General features: G+C 46.1%; 13 protein-coding genes. 5 read left to right on the top strand and 8 right to left on the bottom strand.

Translation table 11 applies throughout. The features are described 5' to 3' along the window. Positions 1–61 precede the first annotated feature (61 nt). The 4 genes from ACYX4N_RS00705 to ACYX4N_RS00690 all read right to left on the bottom strand — a co-directional run bounded on the left by ACYX4N_RS00705 (position 62) and on the right by ACYX4N_RS00690 (position 5,789). Positions 62–1,510: a DUF3300 domain-containing protein gene (locus tag ACYX4N_RS00705; RefSeq protein ID WP_476055275.1), complete on the bottom strand. Its 1,449-nt coding sequence runs from the start codon at positions 1,508–1,510 to the stop codon at positions 62–64. 226 nt (positions 1,511–1,736) lie between these two features. Continuing rightward, complete coding sequence (gene ribA / locus ACYX4N_RS00700; protein WP_014947836.1) at positions 1,737–2,351, bottom strand: GTP cyclohydrolase II; 615 nt, start codon at positions 2,349–2,351, stop codon at positions 1,737–1,739. Positions 2,352–2,483: 132 nt separating this feature from the next. Then, positions 2,484–5,273, bottom strand: coding sequence for an EAL domain-containing protein (locus ACYX4N_RS00695; protein WP_476056403.1), 2,790 nt, complete (start codon positions 5,271–5,273; stop codon positions 2,484–2,486). A 198-nt stretch (positions 5,274–5,471) separates the two neighbouring features. After that, a complete protein-coding gene (locus ACYX4N_RS00690) occupies positions 5,472–5,789 on the bottom strand; it encodes a hypothetical protein (RefSeq protein WP_476055274.1) in 318 nt (105 codons plus the stop codon). 105 nt (positions 5,790–5,894) lie between these two features. On the opposite strand from ACYX4N_RS00690, the gene ACYX4N_RS00685 reads away from it, so the two are divergent. After that, positions 5,895–6,563, top strand: coding sequence for a glutathione S-transferase (locus tag ACYX4N_RS00685; RefSeq protein WP_474857290.1), 669 nt, complete (start codon positions 5,895–5,897; stop codon positions 6,561–6,563). Between the two features lie 86 nt (positions 6,564–6,649). Here the strand turns inward: ACYX4N_RS00685 and recQ are convergent, their stop codons facing one another. After that, positions 6,650–8,491 carry a DNA helicase RecQ gene (gene recQ / locus ACYX4N_RS00680; protein WP_476055273.1) on the bottom strand — a complete coding sequence of 614 codons (1,842 nt, stop codon included), beginning with the start codon at positions 8,489–8,491 and terminating at the stop codon, positions 6,650–6,652. Positions 8,492–8,760: 269 nt separating this feature from the next. On the opposite strand from recQ, the gene ACYX4N_RS00675 reads away from it, so the two are divergent. The 3 genes from ACYX4N_RS00675 to rarD all read left to right on the top strand — a co-directional run bounded on the left by ACYX4N_RS00675 (position 8,761) and on the right by rarD (position 11,824). Continuing rightward, a complete protein-coding gene (locus ACYX4N_RS00675; RefSeq protein WP_474802914.1) occupies positions 8,761–9,261 on the top strand; it encodes a thioesterase family protein in 501 nt (166 codons plus the stop codon). A gap of 84 nt (positions 9,262–9,345) precedes the next feature. Beyond that, positions 9,346–10,683, top strand: a complete 1,338-nt coding sequence (locus tag ACYX4N_RS00670) for a magnesium transporter (protein WP_474802912.1) — start codon at positions 9,346–9,348, stop codon at positions 10,681–10,683. 226 nt (positions 10,684–10,909) lie between these two features. Next, on the top strand, positions 10,910–11,824 hold the full coding sequence (gene rarD / locus ACYX4N_RS00665) for an EamA family transporter RarD (protein WP_476055272.1): 915 nt from the start codon (positions 10,910–10,912) through the stop codon (positions 11,822–11,824). A 45-nt stretch (positions 11,825–11,869) separates the two neighbouring features. On the opposite strand, the gene ACYX4N_RS00660 is transcribed toward rarD, so the two are convergent. Beyond that, on the bottom strand, positions 11,870–13,147 hold the full coding sequence (locus ACYX4N_RS00660) for a GGDEF domain-containing response regulator (RefSeq protein WP_474802910.1): 1,278 nt from the start codon (positions 13,145–13,147) through the stop codon (positions 11,870–11,872). A 42-nt stretch (positions 13,148–13,189) separates the two neighbouring features. Continuing rightward, positions 13,190–15,361, bottom strand: a complete 2,172-nt coding sequence (uvrD, locus tag ACYX4N_RS00655) for a DNA helicase II (RefSeq protein WP_118490711.1) — start codon at positions 15,359–15,361, stop codon at positions 13,190–13,192. Between the two features lie 510 nt (positions 15,362–15,871). Here uvrD and cysE point away from each other — a divergent pair. Continuing rightward, positions 15,872–16,669 carry a serine O-acetyltransferase gene (cysE, locus tag ACYX4N_RS00650; RefSeq protein ID WP_179982004.1) on the top strand — a complete coding sequence of 266 codons (798 nt, stop codon included), beginning with the start codon at positions 15,872–15,874 and terminating at the stop codon, positions 16,667–16,669. Positions 16,670–16,706: 37 nt separating this feature from the next. Here cysE and ACYX4N_RS00645 read toward each other — a convergent pair whose 3' ends face one another. After that, on the bottom strand, positions 16,707–17,447 hold the full coding sequence (locus tag ACYX4N_RS00645) for an HAD-IA family hydrolase (RefSeq protein WP_476055271.1): 741 nt from the start codon (positions 17,445–17,447) through the stop codon (positions 16,707–16,709). Between the last annotated feature and the right edge of the window lie 19 nt (positions 17,448–17,466).

The following is a 17,466-nucleotide window of genomic DNA, read 5'->3' as shown; positions in this document are numbered from 1 at the left end:
TTAACTAACCGTTCTTGTCCGTATTTATTTAAAGGCGAGCGTTTAAAACTAGCTATTAAGTTCAGCGCTTTAAGCTATTTCCTTTCGAAACGCTGCGTTCCACCCGAGATATTTGCCTTTGTGGTCTTTCTCGCTGAGACTGTTTTACCGATCTATGGCTAGATGTTCGTTCTACACGCTTAGGTTTACTACTTTCACGGGCAACGGAACGGTGTTGTGGACTCGTCCTTTCAATCCGATGACGATTTACGTTTTGCTTCACTGAACCATGTTGCGCACCATTCCTGTTTGCATACTTCCTAGACTGTGGCGATGGCGCTGTTCTAGCTGGCTTGTCACGCTTCAAGGCTTTAAGTGTGTTGTTCCGCGTTGGTTTTTCATTTTTAGCCACCGATTGATTGCGTTTCAGCGCATGCTCTATCGACTGTTTGCGCTTCACAGAGTTCTGCTTGTTCGACAGACGGGGCTCTCTAAGAGGCGTTACTTGTTTAGGCTCAATCGTCCGCTTTATCGGTTTAGCATTATTGGTACGTGTCACAGAGCTTACTGAGCGCTTATTGTCGTTATGCGCTGGGCGATTGGCCGTTCTAATATGTTTAGCGGAAACATGTTGTGCGCGCGTTACACCAGCATGTTCATAGCGTGCAGGCGCACTGTGAACCACGCGGTTAGAGTAACGTGCCCGGCGATGCACTGTATTGTGCTCCCAACGGCGATAGTCACGACTTACCACGCGTTTACGTGGGCTACCGTGGTAATAGCGGCGCACGGGCTCGCGGTGAATGACTACGTGACGGTTATGCCAATGCACGCTGCCAAAGAAGAAGAAGGTAGAAAGGCGAACGCTTGGAGACCAGTATACATTGCTATGGTGATGGTAGCTTACATGGTGTCTCCAGCGAATTGGCGAAATTGGATGCCACCAGTTACCATACACAACATGTGGGTCGTAATATGGCACATAAACCACCTCTCTCTGGCGCGGCTCTATGTAAATAATTTCTCGACTGCTTTCTCGTTCTCTTTCAACTTCAATGTAGTCGTTAGTTACCAAGTTACCTGTGTTATGAGCATGCTGCCTAAGCACTTGAACACGATCTAACACTCGACTTTGATCAATAAGTACATTGTCGCCAAGCTGCTGTAACCACTCAAGATCACTGGCTAAGGTATTAAGTAGCTCGGTGAATGGCGCGAGTGCTTTTACGCTCGGGTCCCAACTTACGCCATCTAACACACCCTCTACTTGTTCAGGCGTTAAATGCTTATTGCTTTGACGCCAGCGGTCGGCTGAAACTACGTCTAAAGGGTAGGTAGATGCGATTAAAATATGAGTAAGCAGTGTATCCGGGTAAAGGGCAATGGGCGCAAGTGCACTATCTAATTCGGCATCAGAATATTGCTGAGCTGAAGACGAAACCTGGGCAAGGTTTGTATTCGACTGAGCAAGTGCAGGTAGCGCTTGCGCGCTGGACAGCGCTATAACTATCGATAAGGTTATGTTTTTCATACATTCTCCTTATACCAATCGGCTTAGAGGATAATTTTCTAAGCGGACTGGTATTAAATTGCTATGCCGAAAGCCGCTGCTTTTTGCGCGCAATGTGGTAAGTATGTATACATTATGCTCGAACGATAATTAACCGAAGCTGAATAGAAAACGCCCACATTGTTGTAGTGGGCGCTTTTAGAAGATAATGAATGCTAGTTTGTATGGGCTTTGCCAATGTCTCTAGCTATTTGAAAACATGCGGGTCGAAGGCGTGACCGAGCTTCTCTGTCTTCGTTTTAAGGTAGTGTTTGTTGTCTTTAGTAATACCGTGATCTATTGGCTTTCTTGCTACAACGTCTATTCCTAGTGCTTTTAATGCAGCAAGCTTCTTAGGGTTGTTGGTCATTAGCTCCACGTGTTTAACATTGAGTGTGTCTAACATTAGCTTGCAAATGTCGTAACTTCTAAGGTCTGCGTCGAAACCAAGGTGTTCGTTCGCTTCAACGGTGTCCATGCCGCTATCTTGAAGGTTATAAGCGCGAATCTTGTTTAAAAGACCAATACCTCGGCCTTCTTGGCGCAAGTAAAGCAATACACCGTGACCGTTATCTACAATATTTTGCATGGCTTTTTCTAACTGAAAACCACAGTCGCAGCGGGTACTAAATAAAGAATCACCGGTTAAACATTCTGAATGAATACGAATAGGCACTACGTCATCTTCTTTCCACTCTCCGTAAGAAAGGGCAACGTGCTCCTGACCACTGGCTTCAACAAAGCCGTGTATTTTAAAATCACCCATTCTTGTGGGTAATTTTGCGGTACTGACATATTCGTATTTAGGCTGTTTGCTACTCATGTTACTTCTACACTTTGGACAGTGGGCAATAAGTGGGGACGACTTCTATTTTTGCAAGTCTACCATTTTATTATACGCGAGTTGACGCTTGTGCTATCACTTTTTTCGCAAAGGGTGTATCAAGGATAGTTATCAGAGGGGCTTAAATTCTCGTAAAGGCGCGGGCTTAGCAACACCGTAGCCCTGGGCGAAATCAACGCCCATTTTGCCTAGCTGTGCCATGATGCCTTCATCTTCTACAAATTCGCCAACAGTTTGCATACCCATGGCTTTGGCAACATCGTTAATAGAGGCAACCATAGCCGTATCTACGCTGTCGTTTAGCATATCTTTAATAAACATACCGTCAATTTTTACCTGGCTCACCGGTAAGCTTTTAAGATAATTATAAGAAGAGAAGCCACTGCCAAAGTCGTCGAGGGCAAAAGAACACCCGAGACGGTTAAAGGTACGCATAAAGGCAAGAGTGACTTCCATTTTAATGATGGCTACTGACTCAATAACCTCAAAACATATTTTGTTGTACGGGATATTAAAGGTTTCGAATGCATTGAGAATAAACAAGGTAAAGTCTCTATCTGCCAGTGAGTGGCAGTTAAGGTTGATGCTGCACCGTTTCAATTGTGCAAGGTGCTCAGGGTTTTCAGATAGCCATTTGAAGGTATTTGTTACTACCCATTTATCAACACTGACATTCATCTCAAATCGCTCAGCCGTGGGTAAAAAGTTGGCAGGCTCGACAAGTTGCCCGTCTTTTTCCCTAAGACGCAGCAGAACTTCGTAGTAGTGCCCGTCGCTGGTTTTGCTTAATGGCCTTAGCGATTGATAAAAAAGCTCGAAGCGACCTTCTTCTAACGCGTTGTTAATAGAAGATACCCAATCAAGCTCGCGCTGGTAGCGCTGCATACTTTCGTCATTTTTGTTGTATCTATGAACCTGATTTCTTCCTTGTTCTTTAGCGAAGTAACATGCGGCATCGGCCATACTTAAATACTGGCCCGGGTCGACATCGGTATCGTCGCATACCACCATACCTATGCTCACGCCTAAGTTGAAAATGCGGTTGTCCCACATAAAGCGATAAGCCTGCACCGCGTTTAGGATCTTTACCGCATTTACATAAACGGCGTCGGCATCAATACCTGAATAAATAATGCCAAACTCATCGCCACCAAGGCGGCCCAATTGTGCGTCTGAAAGCAAGGTGTTCTCAATCAAACGGGCAATATCCTTAATAAGTACATCGCCAGCTTTATGGCCACAGGTATCGTTAACTACTTTAAACCTGTCTAGATCTAAAAACAGTAAACATACTGGTGTGTCGTTTGCGTTCACTGCTTTATCTTTAAACATAGATTCAAACTGGCGTCGGTTATAAACGCCAGTTAGCGAGTCATGGGTAGCTAAATATTGCAAGCTTAAGTCTGACTGCTTCTTTTCGGTTATATCCACAATAGAGCCGTAGAGAAAGTCGCCTTCGCCATTTTTTCGGATTTGACAGGATAGGGAGAACCAAAACTCGCTTCCGTCTCGTCGCCGACCTCTAATTTCCTTACCGGTTACATGACCGTTTTGTGATATTTCACCGAGTAAAACCTGCCTGTCTTCCGCACTGGCGTAAAACACTTTTGTGTTCTCTGCTTCGGCAAGCATCTTCTCTTCGTTTTCATAGCCGAATACGTTACACATGGCCGGATTAACGGAAATAAGCTTTCCATCCAATGTTGAGGTGTAGTGCCCTTCCGCTGAGTGCCTAAATAAATCATAGAAGTGATTCAAGCTTGATATGGTTTCTGCTTGTGTCGAAAGCTGTCGCTGATTTAACACGTCTTCTTTGGCGATGACAGCAAAGCCAAAACACATAAAGCCGAGAGTAAGAAAGAACAGCATTCCAATAGCAACGTCTACGGTATAAACCATATTACTAAATAGGTTTTGCGTTACCAGTGCATAAAATGCAAAAAAGGAAAGCCAGGCAAGTGTATAAGTGATACTTACTGCACGACTCCCTTTATCTTTAAATACGAGTGCTAGTAAAACGTGATAAAGCCCCATGCCCGCGGTTAACAGTAGAAGTGTGATAGACGCTATATAGGTATTCACAATAAAGCAGTAGGCGGTAGCGACGACGGGTACAAGATAACTTAGGGACCGCAGAGCAATGGGAATACGGGTGAAAAGATGGTGTGTTACTTTGGCAATGCACAACAATAACATGCAAAAACATACAGCATAGAAGTGCTCGCTGCCGTTAGTTAAGCTTGGCCAAATTGCCAATCCTCCTGCTGTTATAAACAATAGTGCGATAAGTACAAGCGACGACATGGTAAGCCAAAACCGAGTGGCAATGCGCTGATACAAGTAAGAAAACAAAAAATAGAGCGCAATTAGCGCCATGATACCCGTTATCGCTCCAAGCAAAGTAAGCATATTGGTGTCATGCTGTGCGAGTAAGTCTCTTTCCCACAAGGTGATAGGGAAGTACTTAAGCCCTTCGTCTTTTACCGCAATGAGTAAGCGAGCGTCTTGATAAGGCTGAAGAGTAAATGCAAGCCTAATGTTAGGAAGTGGCTGCTTTAAAGAATAATCACCTTTTCCTGCTTGGTACCGATAGGACTTGATGATTCGCTCGCTACTATCAAGAAGAAATATCTGTAAATCGTCCACATTCAGGCGGTCAACATTGAGTACTAATGGGATAGGGCTATAGCCTGTATGAATTAGTTCGGTGGAATACCATATGCGTTCATCGGTAAAAGAGGCGTTGGCTGAAGTATCCTTAGTGTTGCCATTTAAAACATCAAAATATGTGGCGCTAGTGGGGGCGACAGACAGACGCGCATGGAGATTAATAATCTCCCGCTCAAAGGACTCATTGACAGTAAGCTGACTGTTAGCCGAAACGTTTAGGCTTAGCAACATCCAACTGATGAGCAAAGCTGATACGTACTTAAATAGCCGGGCTATTACCACTCGTTAATTCCTTGAACCACATAGTAAGAGGATGTTTATAAAGGCGAAATATGTGTTGTTAAGCCCTCTTATCCTTTGGATGCTACCCTTAGAATAATACTAGTTTTAACGAAAAGCCAAACTCAACGTATAGTGATAATTTACGGGTTATGCTTGCAAAAGGTAATTAAAAATTACCGATGGCGACTGCTGCGTACCAATAGGCTCCAGCCATATCGCTTCGCAAAGCCATTCTATACAAAGCATACACTGCAAATCTGTGTCGCTTGCACTTGCGGTGACAACTGCCTGAAACCGGTCAGCTCCCCAATCTGCTTCTGAAAGTTTGAAATTAAATAATGCACAAAAATGTTCCGCCCACTGTTGAGTTTTAAGTGGGGTAGCGGGTAGCGCAGCGCGAATTTCTACGCTGCCTTCGTTAACAAGGGCGTGTTGTAGAATGTCTTCTTTTGTAAGTTTTTGCATAGAAGTTAACAATTTATTGGCGTTAGTAAACCCGCTTGGTTTAAAAAGTGTATATAGTACAACACAAAAACAATAGCGTTAAACTAAGCGTATTAAGGACGAGGTATGCTAACACTTCACCATTTAAATAACTCTCGCTCACAGCGAATTTTGTGGCTTTTAGAAGAGCTAGGCGTAGAGTACAAAATAGAATTTTATCAACGAGACAGCACTACAAACCTGGCGCCTGACTCGCTGCGGGCTGTGCATCCATTGGGTCGCTCGCCTGTTCTTACTACGCCACACGGTGCAATTGCAGAATCTGGCGCTATTGTGGAATATCTAGTTCGCCATCACGCTACCGACGCATTTGCTGTTCCCCAAGACCCCGAAGCACTTCAACAATATTGGTTCTGGCTTCACTTCGCGGAAGGTTCATTAATGCCGCCATTGGTGGCCAATTTGGTGCTAGAAAAAGCACGGCAGAAAGGTTCTAAACCCTTTTTCATAAAACCTATCACTAATAAGCTAATAGACGGTATTCTCAATGCCTATTATGGTCCTAACTTGGCTCAAAGTTTGCGCTATGTAGAATCTTACCTCGCGAAGAACACTTGGTTTGCCGGCGATGCACCAAGTGGCGCAGATGTTCAAATGATATTTCCGTTAGAGTCGCTGGTAGCCAGCGGGCGAGCGAAAGACTTTACTGCCATTCAGGGTTACGTGAAGCGTGTTCATGCCAGAGAAGCTTACAAAGCAGCGTTAGAAAAGGGTGGTGAGTACGCTTACGCCTAGTGTGTTCATCCGCAAGGCGCGCACCTTTACTTTGTGCAAACCCTGCGGCCGACTGGGAAATAAAAACCTAATTGGCCCTGAAGCTTTTAATGGTCGCGATTGATATAGTCGTCAATGAGCTGAATAAAGGCCTCACCGTAGCGTTCCAATTTTGTTTGGCCCACACCGCTTACCTCTAATAACGTGTTGCGTGTAGTAGGCAGTTTACACGCCATATCAACCAAAGTGGCGTCGCTAAATACCACATACGGCGGCACCTCATTTTCTTCGGCCAACACCTTGCGCAAGTGCTTGAGGCGCGTGAACAAGGTTCTGTCGTAGTTAGCAGGCGCGTGCTTTGCCTTTTTCTTGTCGGGCTTAAATTCAAGTCGCGGTACGGCTAATTGAACGGCGACTTCGCCTTTTAGTACGGGCCGTGCGGCTTCGGTTAATCTCAGTGCGGCGTGAGCAGTTATATCAACGCGAATAAGCCCTTTATGCACAAGCTGGTTGATAATGTTATGCCAGTAGCTGTCCGATTTATCCTTACCTATGCCATAGGTTGAAAGCTGATGATGGCCGGCCTCTTGGAGGCGCCTAAGCTGCTTGCCTCGCAATACGTCAATTACATACTGACTAGAAGCTTGTTGTGAAAGTCTTAATACGCACGATAGTACTTTTTGCGCTATCACTAAGCCGTCAATCATTTTAGGGGGATCTAGACAGATATCACAGTTGCCACAGGCGCTGTCACTGAACTGCGAAAAGTAGTTCAGAAGCACTTGCCGCCGGCAGGTTTGTGCTTCTGAAAAGGCTTCCATGGCCGCGAACTTTTGCAGCTCTATTTGGTTGCGCTCAGCTATTTCGCCTTGCTCTATCCACTGTTTTACGCGGGCCGCGTCTTTTTCGTCAAACAATAATAGGGCTTCAGACTCTAGGCCATCTCGCCCGGCGCGCCCAGTCTCTTGGTAATAGCTTTCAACACTGCGCGGTACATCATGATGCACCACGTAACGCACGTTTGATTTGTTGATACCCATACCAAAGGCAACAGTGGCCACCACAATATCGATTTTGTCATTAAGGAACTGACGCTGTACTAACTCTCGTTCGTCGTTATCCATACCGGCGTGATACGCCGCGCAGCGAAAGCCTTGCTTGAATAACTTTGCGTGTAGGTCATCGACTTTCGCGCGACTGTTGCAGTAAATAATGCCGCTACCTTCTTGTTGCTTTACGTAAGCGACAACTTGATCGAAAGCCTTGTACTTACTCATTACGCGGTAGCGAATGTTGGGTCTGTCGAAGCTTCCTTTGTAAACGAGCGGGTCGTTTAGGTTTAGCTGCGTTAGTATGTCTGCTTGTGTCGCTGAATCTGCCGTAGCCGTTAGGCCGATGACGGGAATAGTGGGAAAACGAGACTTTATTTGACCCAAGGCGCGATAATCCTGCCTAAAATCATGACCCCAATGGGAAACGCAGTGCGCTTCATCAATGGCAAATAAAGCGATGTCGGCGTGGGCTAGCGACTGCTGGAAATAGTACTGCATTAAACGCTCTGGCGATACGTACAGTAAATCCAGCTTACCAGCTTGGAGGGCATCGTTTATGCGCGCTTGTTCGTCAGCTTCCAGCGTGGAATTAAGATAGGCGGCGTTTACGCCAAGCGCTTTTAGCTGCTCTACTTGGTCCTGCATAAGCGATATAAGCGGTGAAACGACAATAGCGGTGCCGCTTCGCACCAGTGCAGGGATTTGATAGCACAGCGATTTCCCGCCACCTGTAGGTAGCAAAACCAGTGCGTCTTTTCCTTCACATACTTGGTGAATAACTTCGCCCTGACCATCGCGAAAAGCATCGTAACCAAATACCTTTTTTAAGACGGTTTCAGGCGTTTTTGCGTGCTGGGTTTCAGGCGTTAATTCTGATGGCGCGATTGCAGTTGTCATGGCGCAGGATTTTACGCGTTTTTAGGCTCGGCTTCACGGGGCAATTTAAAAAACTAGACTAAAATGTAGCGATGACACGGGTAATCACCATTCAAATAAACAGGGCCGTGTGCTTTTTGAACAAATTGTGTGGCGTGAAGGTGCGGAACCGATAAGGGCGTTGTGGTACATAAATGGCTCTGATTGGATAATATTGGTTGGATGAATTTCCTTACTCGATATATTCAATAGTAATGTTGTGGGTACTGTCACATTAAGTGGATTACACAATGCCTATCAATGAAGAGACTAGGGTAAATAAGAAATTAGACCACCAAGCTATGATCGATCATGTCATTACGCTTTTTCGTGATAACATGCCCTTTAATCAGCTGTTGGGCTTGGAATTTGTCACGCAAGGTGCCGGTCTAGATACACAGATTTCGTTGCACCTCAATTGGCAACCTACGCTTACCGGTAATCCTTTGCAAAAAATTCTACACGGCGGCGTAACAGCGACTATGCTAGACACCATCGGTGGTTTAGTTTCAATTTTAGAGACCATAAAGCAAACCCCAGAAGAGCACCTTGCAGATTTGCAGATTAGATTGCCGACCATGGGCACCGTTGATATGCGTGTTGACTATTTGCGTCCAGGGCGTGGCGAGCGCTTTATCGCGACGGCAGCGATTATACGCAAGGGTAGTAAACTAGTGGTTTGCAGAATGGAGTTACACAACGAAAAAAGCGATCATATCGCCTTCGGCACGGGTACTTATATGCTGGGATAGCCGTGCCTCAATAGGTTTGCATTATCCCGCAATACTTGTTTTTCGTTGTGTGAGGGAAGTGAGCGGTATTACGGGAGGTGTAGCATGGCAGAGCCATTACCAGATTTAATCGAAGAGATTGTTACCGAAAGTATAGGGGATGACCCGGCAACTCTGTTGGCGGCTTTAGCCGGACAAGACGAGGTATACATTGCATCTCTTTTAGAATCACTGCCTGTAGAAAAACGGTTGGTGGTGTGGGATGGTATCTCTCGCGACCGCAAGCTCGATGTACTTGTTGAGATGCGTAGCGATCCTCGTGAAATCCTTATCGACAATACGCCTCACAATGAATGGGCGTCTATTTTTGCTGATATTGATGCCGAAGACTTACTTGAACTACTTGACTCACTGCCAAAGCGCCTTGTGGATATGGCGTATGAGTCACTCGACTCCAAAGAGCGAAAGTACTTCAGAGAAGCCACACAATTTCCCGATAATCAAATAGGTCACTGGGTAAACCACGAACAGTTAGTATTGCCGTCGAACGCGAAAGTACGCGAGGGCTTGCGGCTATTAAGGCGTGATATACCTCAGCACTGCGACAGTATTTTTCTTGTGAATCGGTCGGGTCAGTTTTCAGCATTAGTTAAAATTAGCCACCTATTTAACGCACAAGATCACGTGTCGCTATTTGATTTATCTGAAGAAAATGTGACTACTATTCAGGGAGAGGATGACACCATGAATGCGTCGCTCCTTGTACAGCGTTCAGGTCTGGCGTCGCTGCCGGTGGTTGATGAGAACAACAAACTGTTAGGTCGTTTAGATGTGTCCTCGGCGAGCGAGCTAGTCAATGAATTTTACGAACGCCAGGTGATGGCGTCGGCAGGTATGGATGAGGACGAAGATTTATTCTCGCCTGTAGCAAAAAGTGCGAAAAACCGTGCCCTGTGGCTTGGCATAAACCTGCTCACCGCGTTTATGGCATCTTGGTTTATTGGGCTGTTTGAAGGTACGCTGCAGCAAGTTGTTGCCCTTGCGGTACTTATGCCAGTGGTGGCGAGTATGGGCGGCATTGCTGGTAGCCAAACGCTTACCTTGATTGTACGCGGGCTTGCACTAGGGCAGGTAACCCCAGCCAATTTACGGGCGCTAATGGTGAAAGAGCTGAAGGTAGGCGGGGTGAACGGCGTGATTTGGGCTTTGGTAATCGGCGTGGTTGCTTATTTCTGGTTCACTGACGCTATGCTTGGTTTGGTGATTTGTTTAGCCATACTGTTCAACATTGTCGCCGCTGCCTTAGCTGGCGTATTCGTGCCCGTCATTTTAGACAAGCTTAAAATAGACCCAGCATTGTCTGGGTCGGTCATACTGACTACTGTCACCGATATTGTAGGTTTTGTGGCGTTTTTGGGGTTGGGAACGCTCTTTCTTCTATAAGTCGGCTTCTTCTGAAAGATGGCTCCGGTTTAGGGCCTCGTTCAGCCTAAAAGTGTCGTACGCATCTAAAGCCCCACTGAAGGAATGCAATTGGTGGGGCTTTTTTCGTTGGTTGTACCGCCTGTTACCTGCCCTTTGCCGCATTGGAAAGCGTTAAGGGTTGTGTATTACCGTAACCTGATAAACAATACGCGCTTTCTTACCCTGAATCTCGTTGGAGCCAGCCTTGTCTAAGCAAGCCAGTGCCGCGCAAGTCGGCGTTATTTGCGCGATTGCCGCATACAGTATGTGGGGTGTTGCACCTGTTTACTTCAAACAGTTAATGGTATTACCCGCCGCTGAAATACTCATGCACAGAGTAATTTGGTCTGTAGTGCTTTTAGTTGGGCTAATCGCTGCATTAAAACAATGGCCAAAAGTTGGGGCTGCTCTTCGTAATAAGCGAGTTATGCAGATTTTGTTCGTAGCTGGGCTGTTGCTGGGGGCAAATTGGCTTTTGTTTATCTGGGCGATCAATAACGACCATATTCTTGATGCAAGCTTGGGCTATTACATTAACCCTCTTATCAACGTTTTCTTAGGCCGGCTATTTTTAGGCGAGAGATTGCGCAATCTGCAGCGTGTAGCGGTTGGGCTTGCTGTTATTGGTGTAGCAATTCTTATTTTTTCTTACGGCCACGTGCCCTGGATTGCCTTAGTACTTGCTGGAAGCTTCAGTGTATACGGCTTATTACGTAAGCAGGTGGCGGTAGACTCGCTACCAGGTCTGTTCATTGAAACCTTAATGTTGTCGCCATTAGCTATCGTCTACTGGGTATTCTTTGGTTCTGAATACAGTAACTTATTTAATAATGATGTCACCCTAAACTCCCTTATTTTAGCGGCAGGCATTGTTACCACTGCCCCGTTGCTTTGCTTTACCGCTGCAGCGCGACGCATTATGTACTCAACGTTAGGCTTTTTTCAGTACATAGGGCCAACGCTTATGTTCATATTGGCAGTTTACCTGTACGGCGAACCCCTTGAAGAGTCGCGTTTGGTTACGTTCGGGTTTGTGTGGCTTGCGCTAATTTTATTTAGTGCCGACTCCTTGGTTAATTATCGCAGTCAGCGTAAAGCGCAAAAGCTAGCGGTAGAGTAGAGGCTGGTTCTTGCAGTCTTTTGAGACGTAAAGCCAAAACGAAAACTACAATAAGGAGCCTTGCTCTTGGTGAGGAGCATCAGGCGGCTCGCATTTGACCTGGTTTCGCCCGCTATTTTTGGCAGCGTACAGCTGCTTGTCGGCAAGGCTTAGCAGCTTATCTACACGCTGGGTATGGGCACCACTTGCTCCGATACTGCAGGTAACTTTTATATCGGTTTTGGGAAGCTGGATAACTTCAGCTTCTACCACTTTTCTGAAATCTTCCAAGCGTTTGCAGGCTTCATCAACAGGCGTTGAAGGCATGTAAATGCAAAATTCTTCACCACCAAAGCGCGAAATAATTTCATCTGGGAAGTAAAACTCAATAAGTGCTGCCATGGCCTTTAGCACTATGTCTCCGGCGTCATGGCCATGGGTATCATTAATTGACTTAAAGAAGTCTAGGTCGATAAGAGCCAAGGCATGATCATCAGATAAATTTTGGTGCTGAACCGTAACCATGTAAAAGAAGTGGCGCCTGTTGGGTAGGCCCGTTAAATAATCTGTATTCGCCACACGACGAATTTCTTCAACGCTTTCAATATATTCCACGTTTTGCATTACGCGGCACAAGAACTCTTCATGGCAATAAGGTACGCGTAAGAAGTCATTAGCGCCGCTTTTAATAAAGTGCGCAGACATTAACATGCCTTTACCTCCAGCAATGCCCATTATGGCAAGCTGTTCTTTAGAAAACGCTTTTCTTAGGCTTGCCACAAAATGGGTGCCCGTCATATCCGGCAGCGTGTTATCGGTGATAACTAGACGCACATTTTTATGCTCAGAGAGGCACTGCATTGCGTCGGTAGCTGTTAAGCATTCGAAGGCAATAAAGTTATGTCGCTGGAGTAATGAAACCGTTTTTGAGCGTAAAACGCGATTGGTACTTACCACCACGACGCCGGTAGATTTGTTTTTTTCAAGGCGGCTTATAAGCCGGTTTAGGTAGTCGTAGTTTTGTGAATTTTCTTTCGGAATATAGTCGACAACATCGCGCTCAAGGACTTTGTCGCGGATAGCATTGTCTAGATTTTCTGTTGTCGCAATGGTAGGAATGAAGGATTCAACCGCAAAGTCGATGGCTTCGCCTTTTGGCGCATCGGGTAATGAGTAAGCAACAATGGCGCACAAAAAACTTTCTGGTATTTCTTGTGCAAAGCGAGCCTTTCCTTCGGTGAGCGACGTTGCGCCCACGGGCGTAAGGCTCGAACGGCGTACTAATTTAGCGATAAGTTCAAGGTTGCCTTCACCGTTTTCGATGATCAGCACGTGTTGCTGCATACATTCCAACTTAGAGTTAGGCTACCTTGCCAATTAATAACGTTACGCTTTCTCCAGCTTTGCGTAAGCAAGTACCAGCCATTTGCTGCCAAATTCATCGAAGTTTACTTGAACTCGGCCATGCTCACCACTACCTTCGTAATTTAGCACAATGCCTTCGCCGAATTTACGGTGCACTACGCGCTCACCCAAACTAAAGCCGGTTTCTTCAAAACTGGCGTGTGAGGTTGCTTGGCTAAAGCGGTTATGTACAGGCCGCGAGATGGTGGATTTAAGTCTGACTTCTTCCACACAATCTGCTGGCATCTCACGAATAAAACGCGAAGCCGTATGATACTTATCTTGACCATATAATCGACGACTTTCTGCGTAAGTGATATACAACTTTTGCATAGCGCGAGTCATACCAACATAGCAAAGTCTGCGTTCCTCTTCCATTCGACCTGGTTCGTCGTTGGTCATCTGGCTAGGGAACATACCTTCTTCCACGCCGGCTAAGAACACCAATGGGAATTCAAGGCCTTTTGCAGTGTGGATAGTCATCATCTGCACAGCGTCTTGGTCTTTGTCCGCCTGAGTTTCGCCTGCTTCAAGGGAAGCGTGGGCCAAAAACGCGGCCAGCGGCGACATCTCTTCGGCTTCTTCTGGCACGATAAAAGTTTTACATGCACTGACGAGTTCTTCTAAGTTTTCTAGTCGAGCCTGAGCCTTTTCACCACGCTCAGCCTGGTACATGGCGTACAGACCAGATTGGCGAATGGCTTTATCAGCCTGTTGGTCAAGCGGTTCGTCTAATGTGGCTTGTTCAAGCTCTGTAATGAGTAATACAAAGCTTTGCATAGCGTTTAACGCACGGCCTTTAAAGCCACCTTCGTTTATAAGCAGCTGGCTGGCTTGCCACATAGAACAGTTGTGCATACGCGCAGTGTCGCGTACTTGCGAAAGGGTTTTCTCACCAATACCGCGACTTGGGGTGTTTACCACACGCTCGAAAGCAGCATCGTCGTGCGGGTGGCTCACCATACGCATATAGCCAAGGGCATCTTTAATTTCTTGGCGTTCGAAGAAGCGCAAACCGCCGTAAATGCGATAGGCCAACCCTTCGTGTAATAAAGCTTCTTCCAGTACACGGGATTGGGCGTTGTTTCTGTAAAGGATAGCGGTGTCGCTAAGGGCGTTGCCTTGATTTAGCCAGTCTTTAATTTTTGAAACAATGAAGCGGGCTTCGTCGAGTTCGTTAAAACCGGCATAGACAGAGATAAGCTCGCCCTGAGCATCTTCTGTCCACAGCTCTTTTCCTAAACGGCCTGTATTATTGTCGATAACCGTATTCGCTGCTTTCAGAATGTTCCCAGTAGAACGGTAGTTCTGCTCAAGGCGAATAGTGGTAGGCTCATTAAAGTCTTTTAGAAAATGCTGAATATTGTCTACGTTTGCACCGCGCCAGCCGTAAATAGACTGATCGTCGTCGCCAACAATCATAATGTTGTTATTGTCGCCGCTACACAGCATACGAAGCCATGCATATTGAATATTGTTGGTATCTTGGAACTCGTCAACTAACACAGCACGGAAACGGCGTTGATAGTGAGCCAACACTTCAGGGTTCTTTGCCCATAACTCATGAGCGCGCAGCAATAGCTCGGCAAAATCAACTAAGCCTGAACGGTCGCAGGCGTCTTGATATGCAGCGTAGACTTCACGCATGGTCTTTTGGATATGATCGCCATGGGTCTCGATATGCTGAGGACGCAGGCCTTCGTCTTTATTGCCGTTTATGTACCACTGAATTTGACGCGGGGCCCAATGTTTTTCATCTAAATTCATGGCTTTTAGAATGCGGCGAATCAACCGGTACTGATCGTCAGAATCGATAATCTGAAAGTTTTCAGGCAAGTTAGCTTCAGCGTGGTGTGCGCGTAATAGGCGATGTGCAAGCCCGTGGAAGGTACCAATCCACATATTGTGCAGGCTGCGACCCATCAATGACTCAATACGGCCGCGCATCTCTTTCGCTGCCTTATTGGTAAAGGTAACCGCGAGAATAGAAAAAGGTGCGATGTTTTCGACTTCCATCAACCACGCAATGCGATGCACTAATACGCGGGTTTTGCCACTACCTGCGCCAGCTAATACTAGAGCATTAGACAATGGGGCTGCTACTGCTTCACGCTGTTTGTCGTTAAGCTCGTCTAGCAGTCGAGATACATCCATAGTTGGCACCTGTTAGTTGATATTGTTACACATTCAGCAGCACGCTATTATGCCATCTGACTGTTAATTTATACAGTCCAGTTTTTTACCGTTTTCGTTAAGTAAAAGCGCGGTTATTTGGGTGTTTAAGATGTGCAGTTATACGGGTCTTTTATTGAAAGAAATAGGTGTTTTAACCGTTCTAATTAAATTGTTATAGTGCTTAATGTTGCCAAAGGCTGGCCCAAAGGTGCATAAATCAAAGATACAGTTATTAGCTATAACGAATTAATACGATAAATTGATCGAATTATGCGCTTGGCAGGTATCACATCGGTATTGCATCACGCCAAACTCGGGTAAACTTTCAGCTCTTTTTCTTTGGCAACCTCTGCACTTTCATACAAGGCGAGAGTTAGTCAAAAAGTTAAGCCATTTTAGGCAAGCTGAAAAAGCACACGGCCCCAATTTATTAACGACGTACATTGGCACACAACCAGCTCACTAACAGCACATTAACGGGATATGCTCATGACTGCACTCTCTACGCCCATCGATTTCTGGTCGACGCTTAAACAAGAAGCGCAAATTGTTGCTGAAAACGAACCTTTGCTATCTAGCTATGTGCATGCCAGTGTTCTTGCGCATCATAATTTTGAGTCGTCGCTAAGCTTCATTTTGTCAAACAAAATGGCAGATGACGTGATGCCTGCGCTTGCTATACGTGAGGTGTTCGACGAAGCCTACTTGTTAGAGCCAGGTATTAGCGAGGCAGCCATTGCTGATATTATGGCGATTAATGCGCGTGATGCCGCAGTGAACGATTACCTTACTCCTTTACTGCACTTTAAAGGTTTCCATGCCGTGCAGGTGCATAGAATGGCGCACTATCTTTGGCTTCACGGGCGCCACCAATTAGCCCTATTTTTGCAAAGCCGCAATTCATCAAGCTTTGGTGTAGACATTCACCCAGCAGCGCGAATTGGTAAGGGCGTTATGTTCGATCACGCAACTGGTATTGTGGTGGGCGAGACTGCGGTGGTAGAAGATAATGTGTCTATTTTGCAGAGCGTTACGTTAGGCGGTACGGGTAATGAGTCGGGCGACCGTCACCCCAAAATTCGCCAAGGCGTGTTAATTGGCGCAGGTGCCAAAATTCTAGGGAATATCGAAATCGGTGAAGGCTCGAAAGTCGGCGCAGGTAGCGTTGTATTAAATAGTGTTCCGGCCCACGTTACCGTAGTGGGCGTTCCTGCCAAGGTAGTTGGGAGACCGGTTTGTCAAAGCCCCTGTGAATCCATGCGCCAAAACGTCCTAGAAGATAACTAAAGCTGTGGGGTCAGAGTCCTGACTCTGACCCCATTATTCATAGGAAGTGGGTTAAGTCGTTGAGGTTGTCTAGTGCGACATGGGGAAGTACGCTAACGGGCTCCTTGGCGAGTACCATGGGTCTGTTACAGGCAAACCATGCTGCTTGATAGCCAGCGTTAATTGCTCCTTGTACATCCTTGATAATATTGTCGCCTACATGAAGAATGTGTTTCGGTGCAATGTGTAAATGTGCTGCGGCTTCATCAAACATGTCGCGGGCTGGTTTCATCGGGCGCGATGTGCTGGCGTGGAGAATGGTTTCAAAATAACCATCAATCCCTATTTTTTCTGCGTTTACATTACCATTAGTAATGCCGATAAGCGGTAATTGACTACTTACTGCCTTAAGTGCTGCGTGTACATCGTCAGCCAATTCAAAGTTACTTCTTGAGTCGTAAAAGCAGTTAAAGCAGGCCCCTACCGCATCACTAAGTTCACCACTGTTGGTCAGGTCTGTTTTTAACTCTTCGGGAGCCGTATTCGATAGTGCGGCGGTAAGTACTACACGTCTAAGCTGCCCCATATCAGAAGCCAAGCGCGGGTCCTTTTTTATGGCAGCTTGCTTAAGTGCTAGCCAGTCGTTAGCCGACAGCGCGTCGGCTGACTTATGGTGCCTAGCAATATGCGCTTGAAGCGCTTCTTCAGCCCGTCGAATAATAGGTTCGTTATCATAGAGGGTGTCGTCAAGGTCGAAGGTCATTGCCTCGACTTTGTTGATAGACCTGAAAAACTGCATGGTAAAACCTTAGGTTTGC

Source organism: Alteromonas sp. ABH4_452, assembly GCF_056311825.1.
Note: the sequence above shows the minus strand (reverse complement) of the source record. Positions and strands in the feature narration are given on the sequence as shown.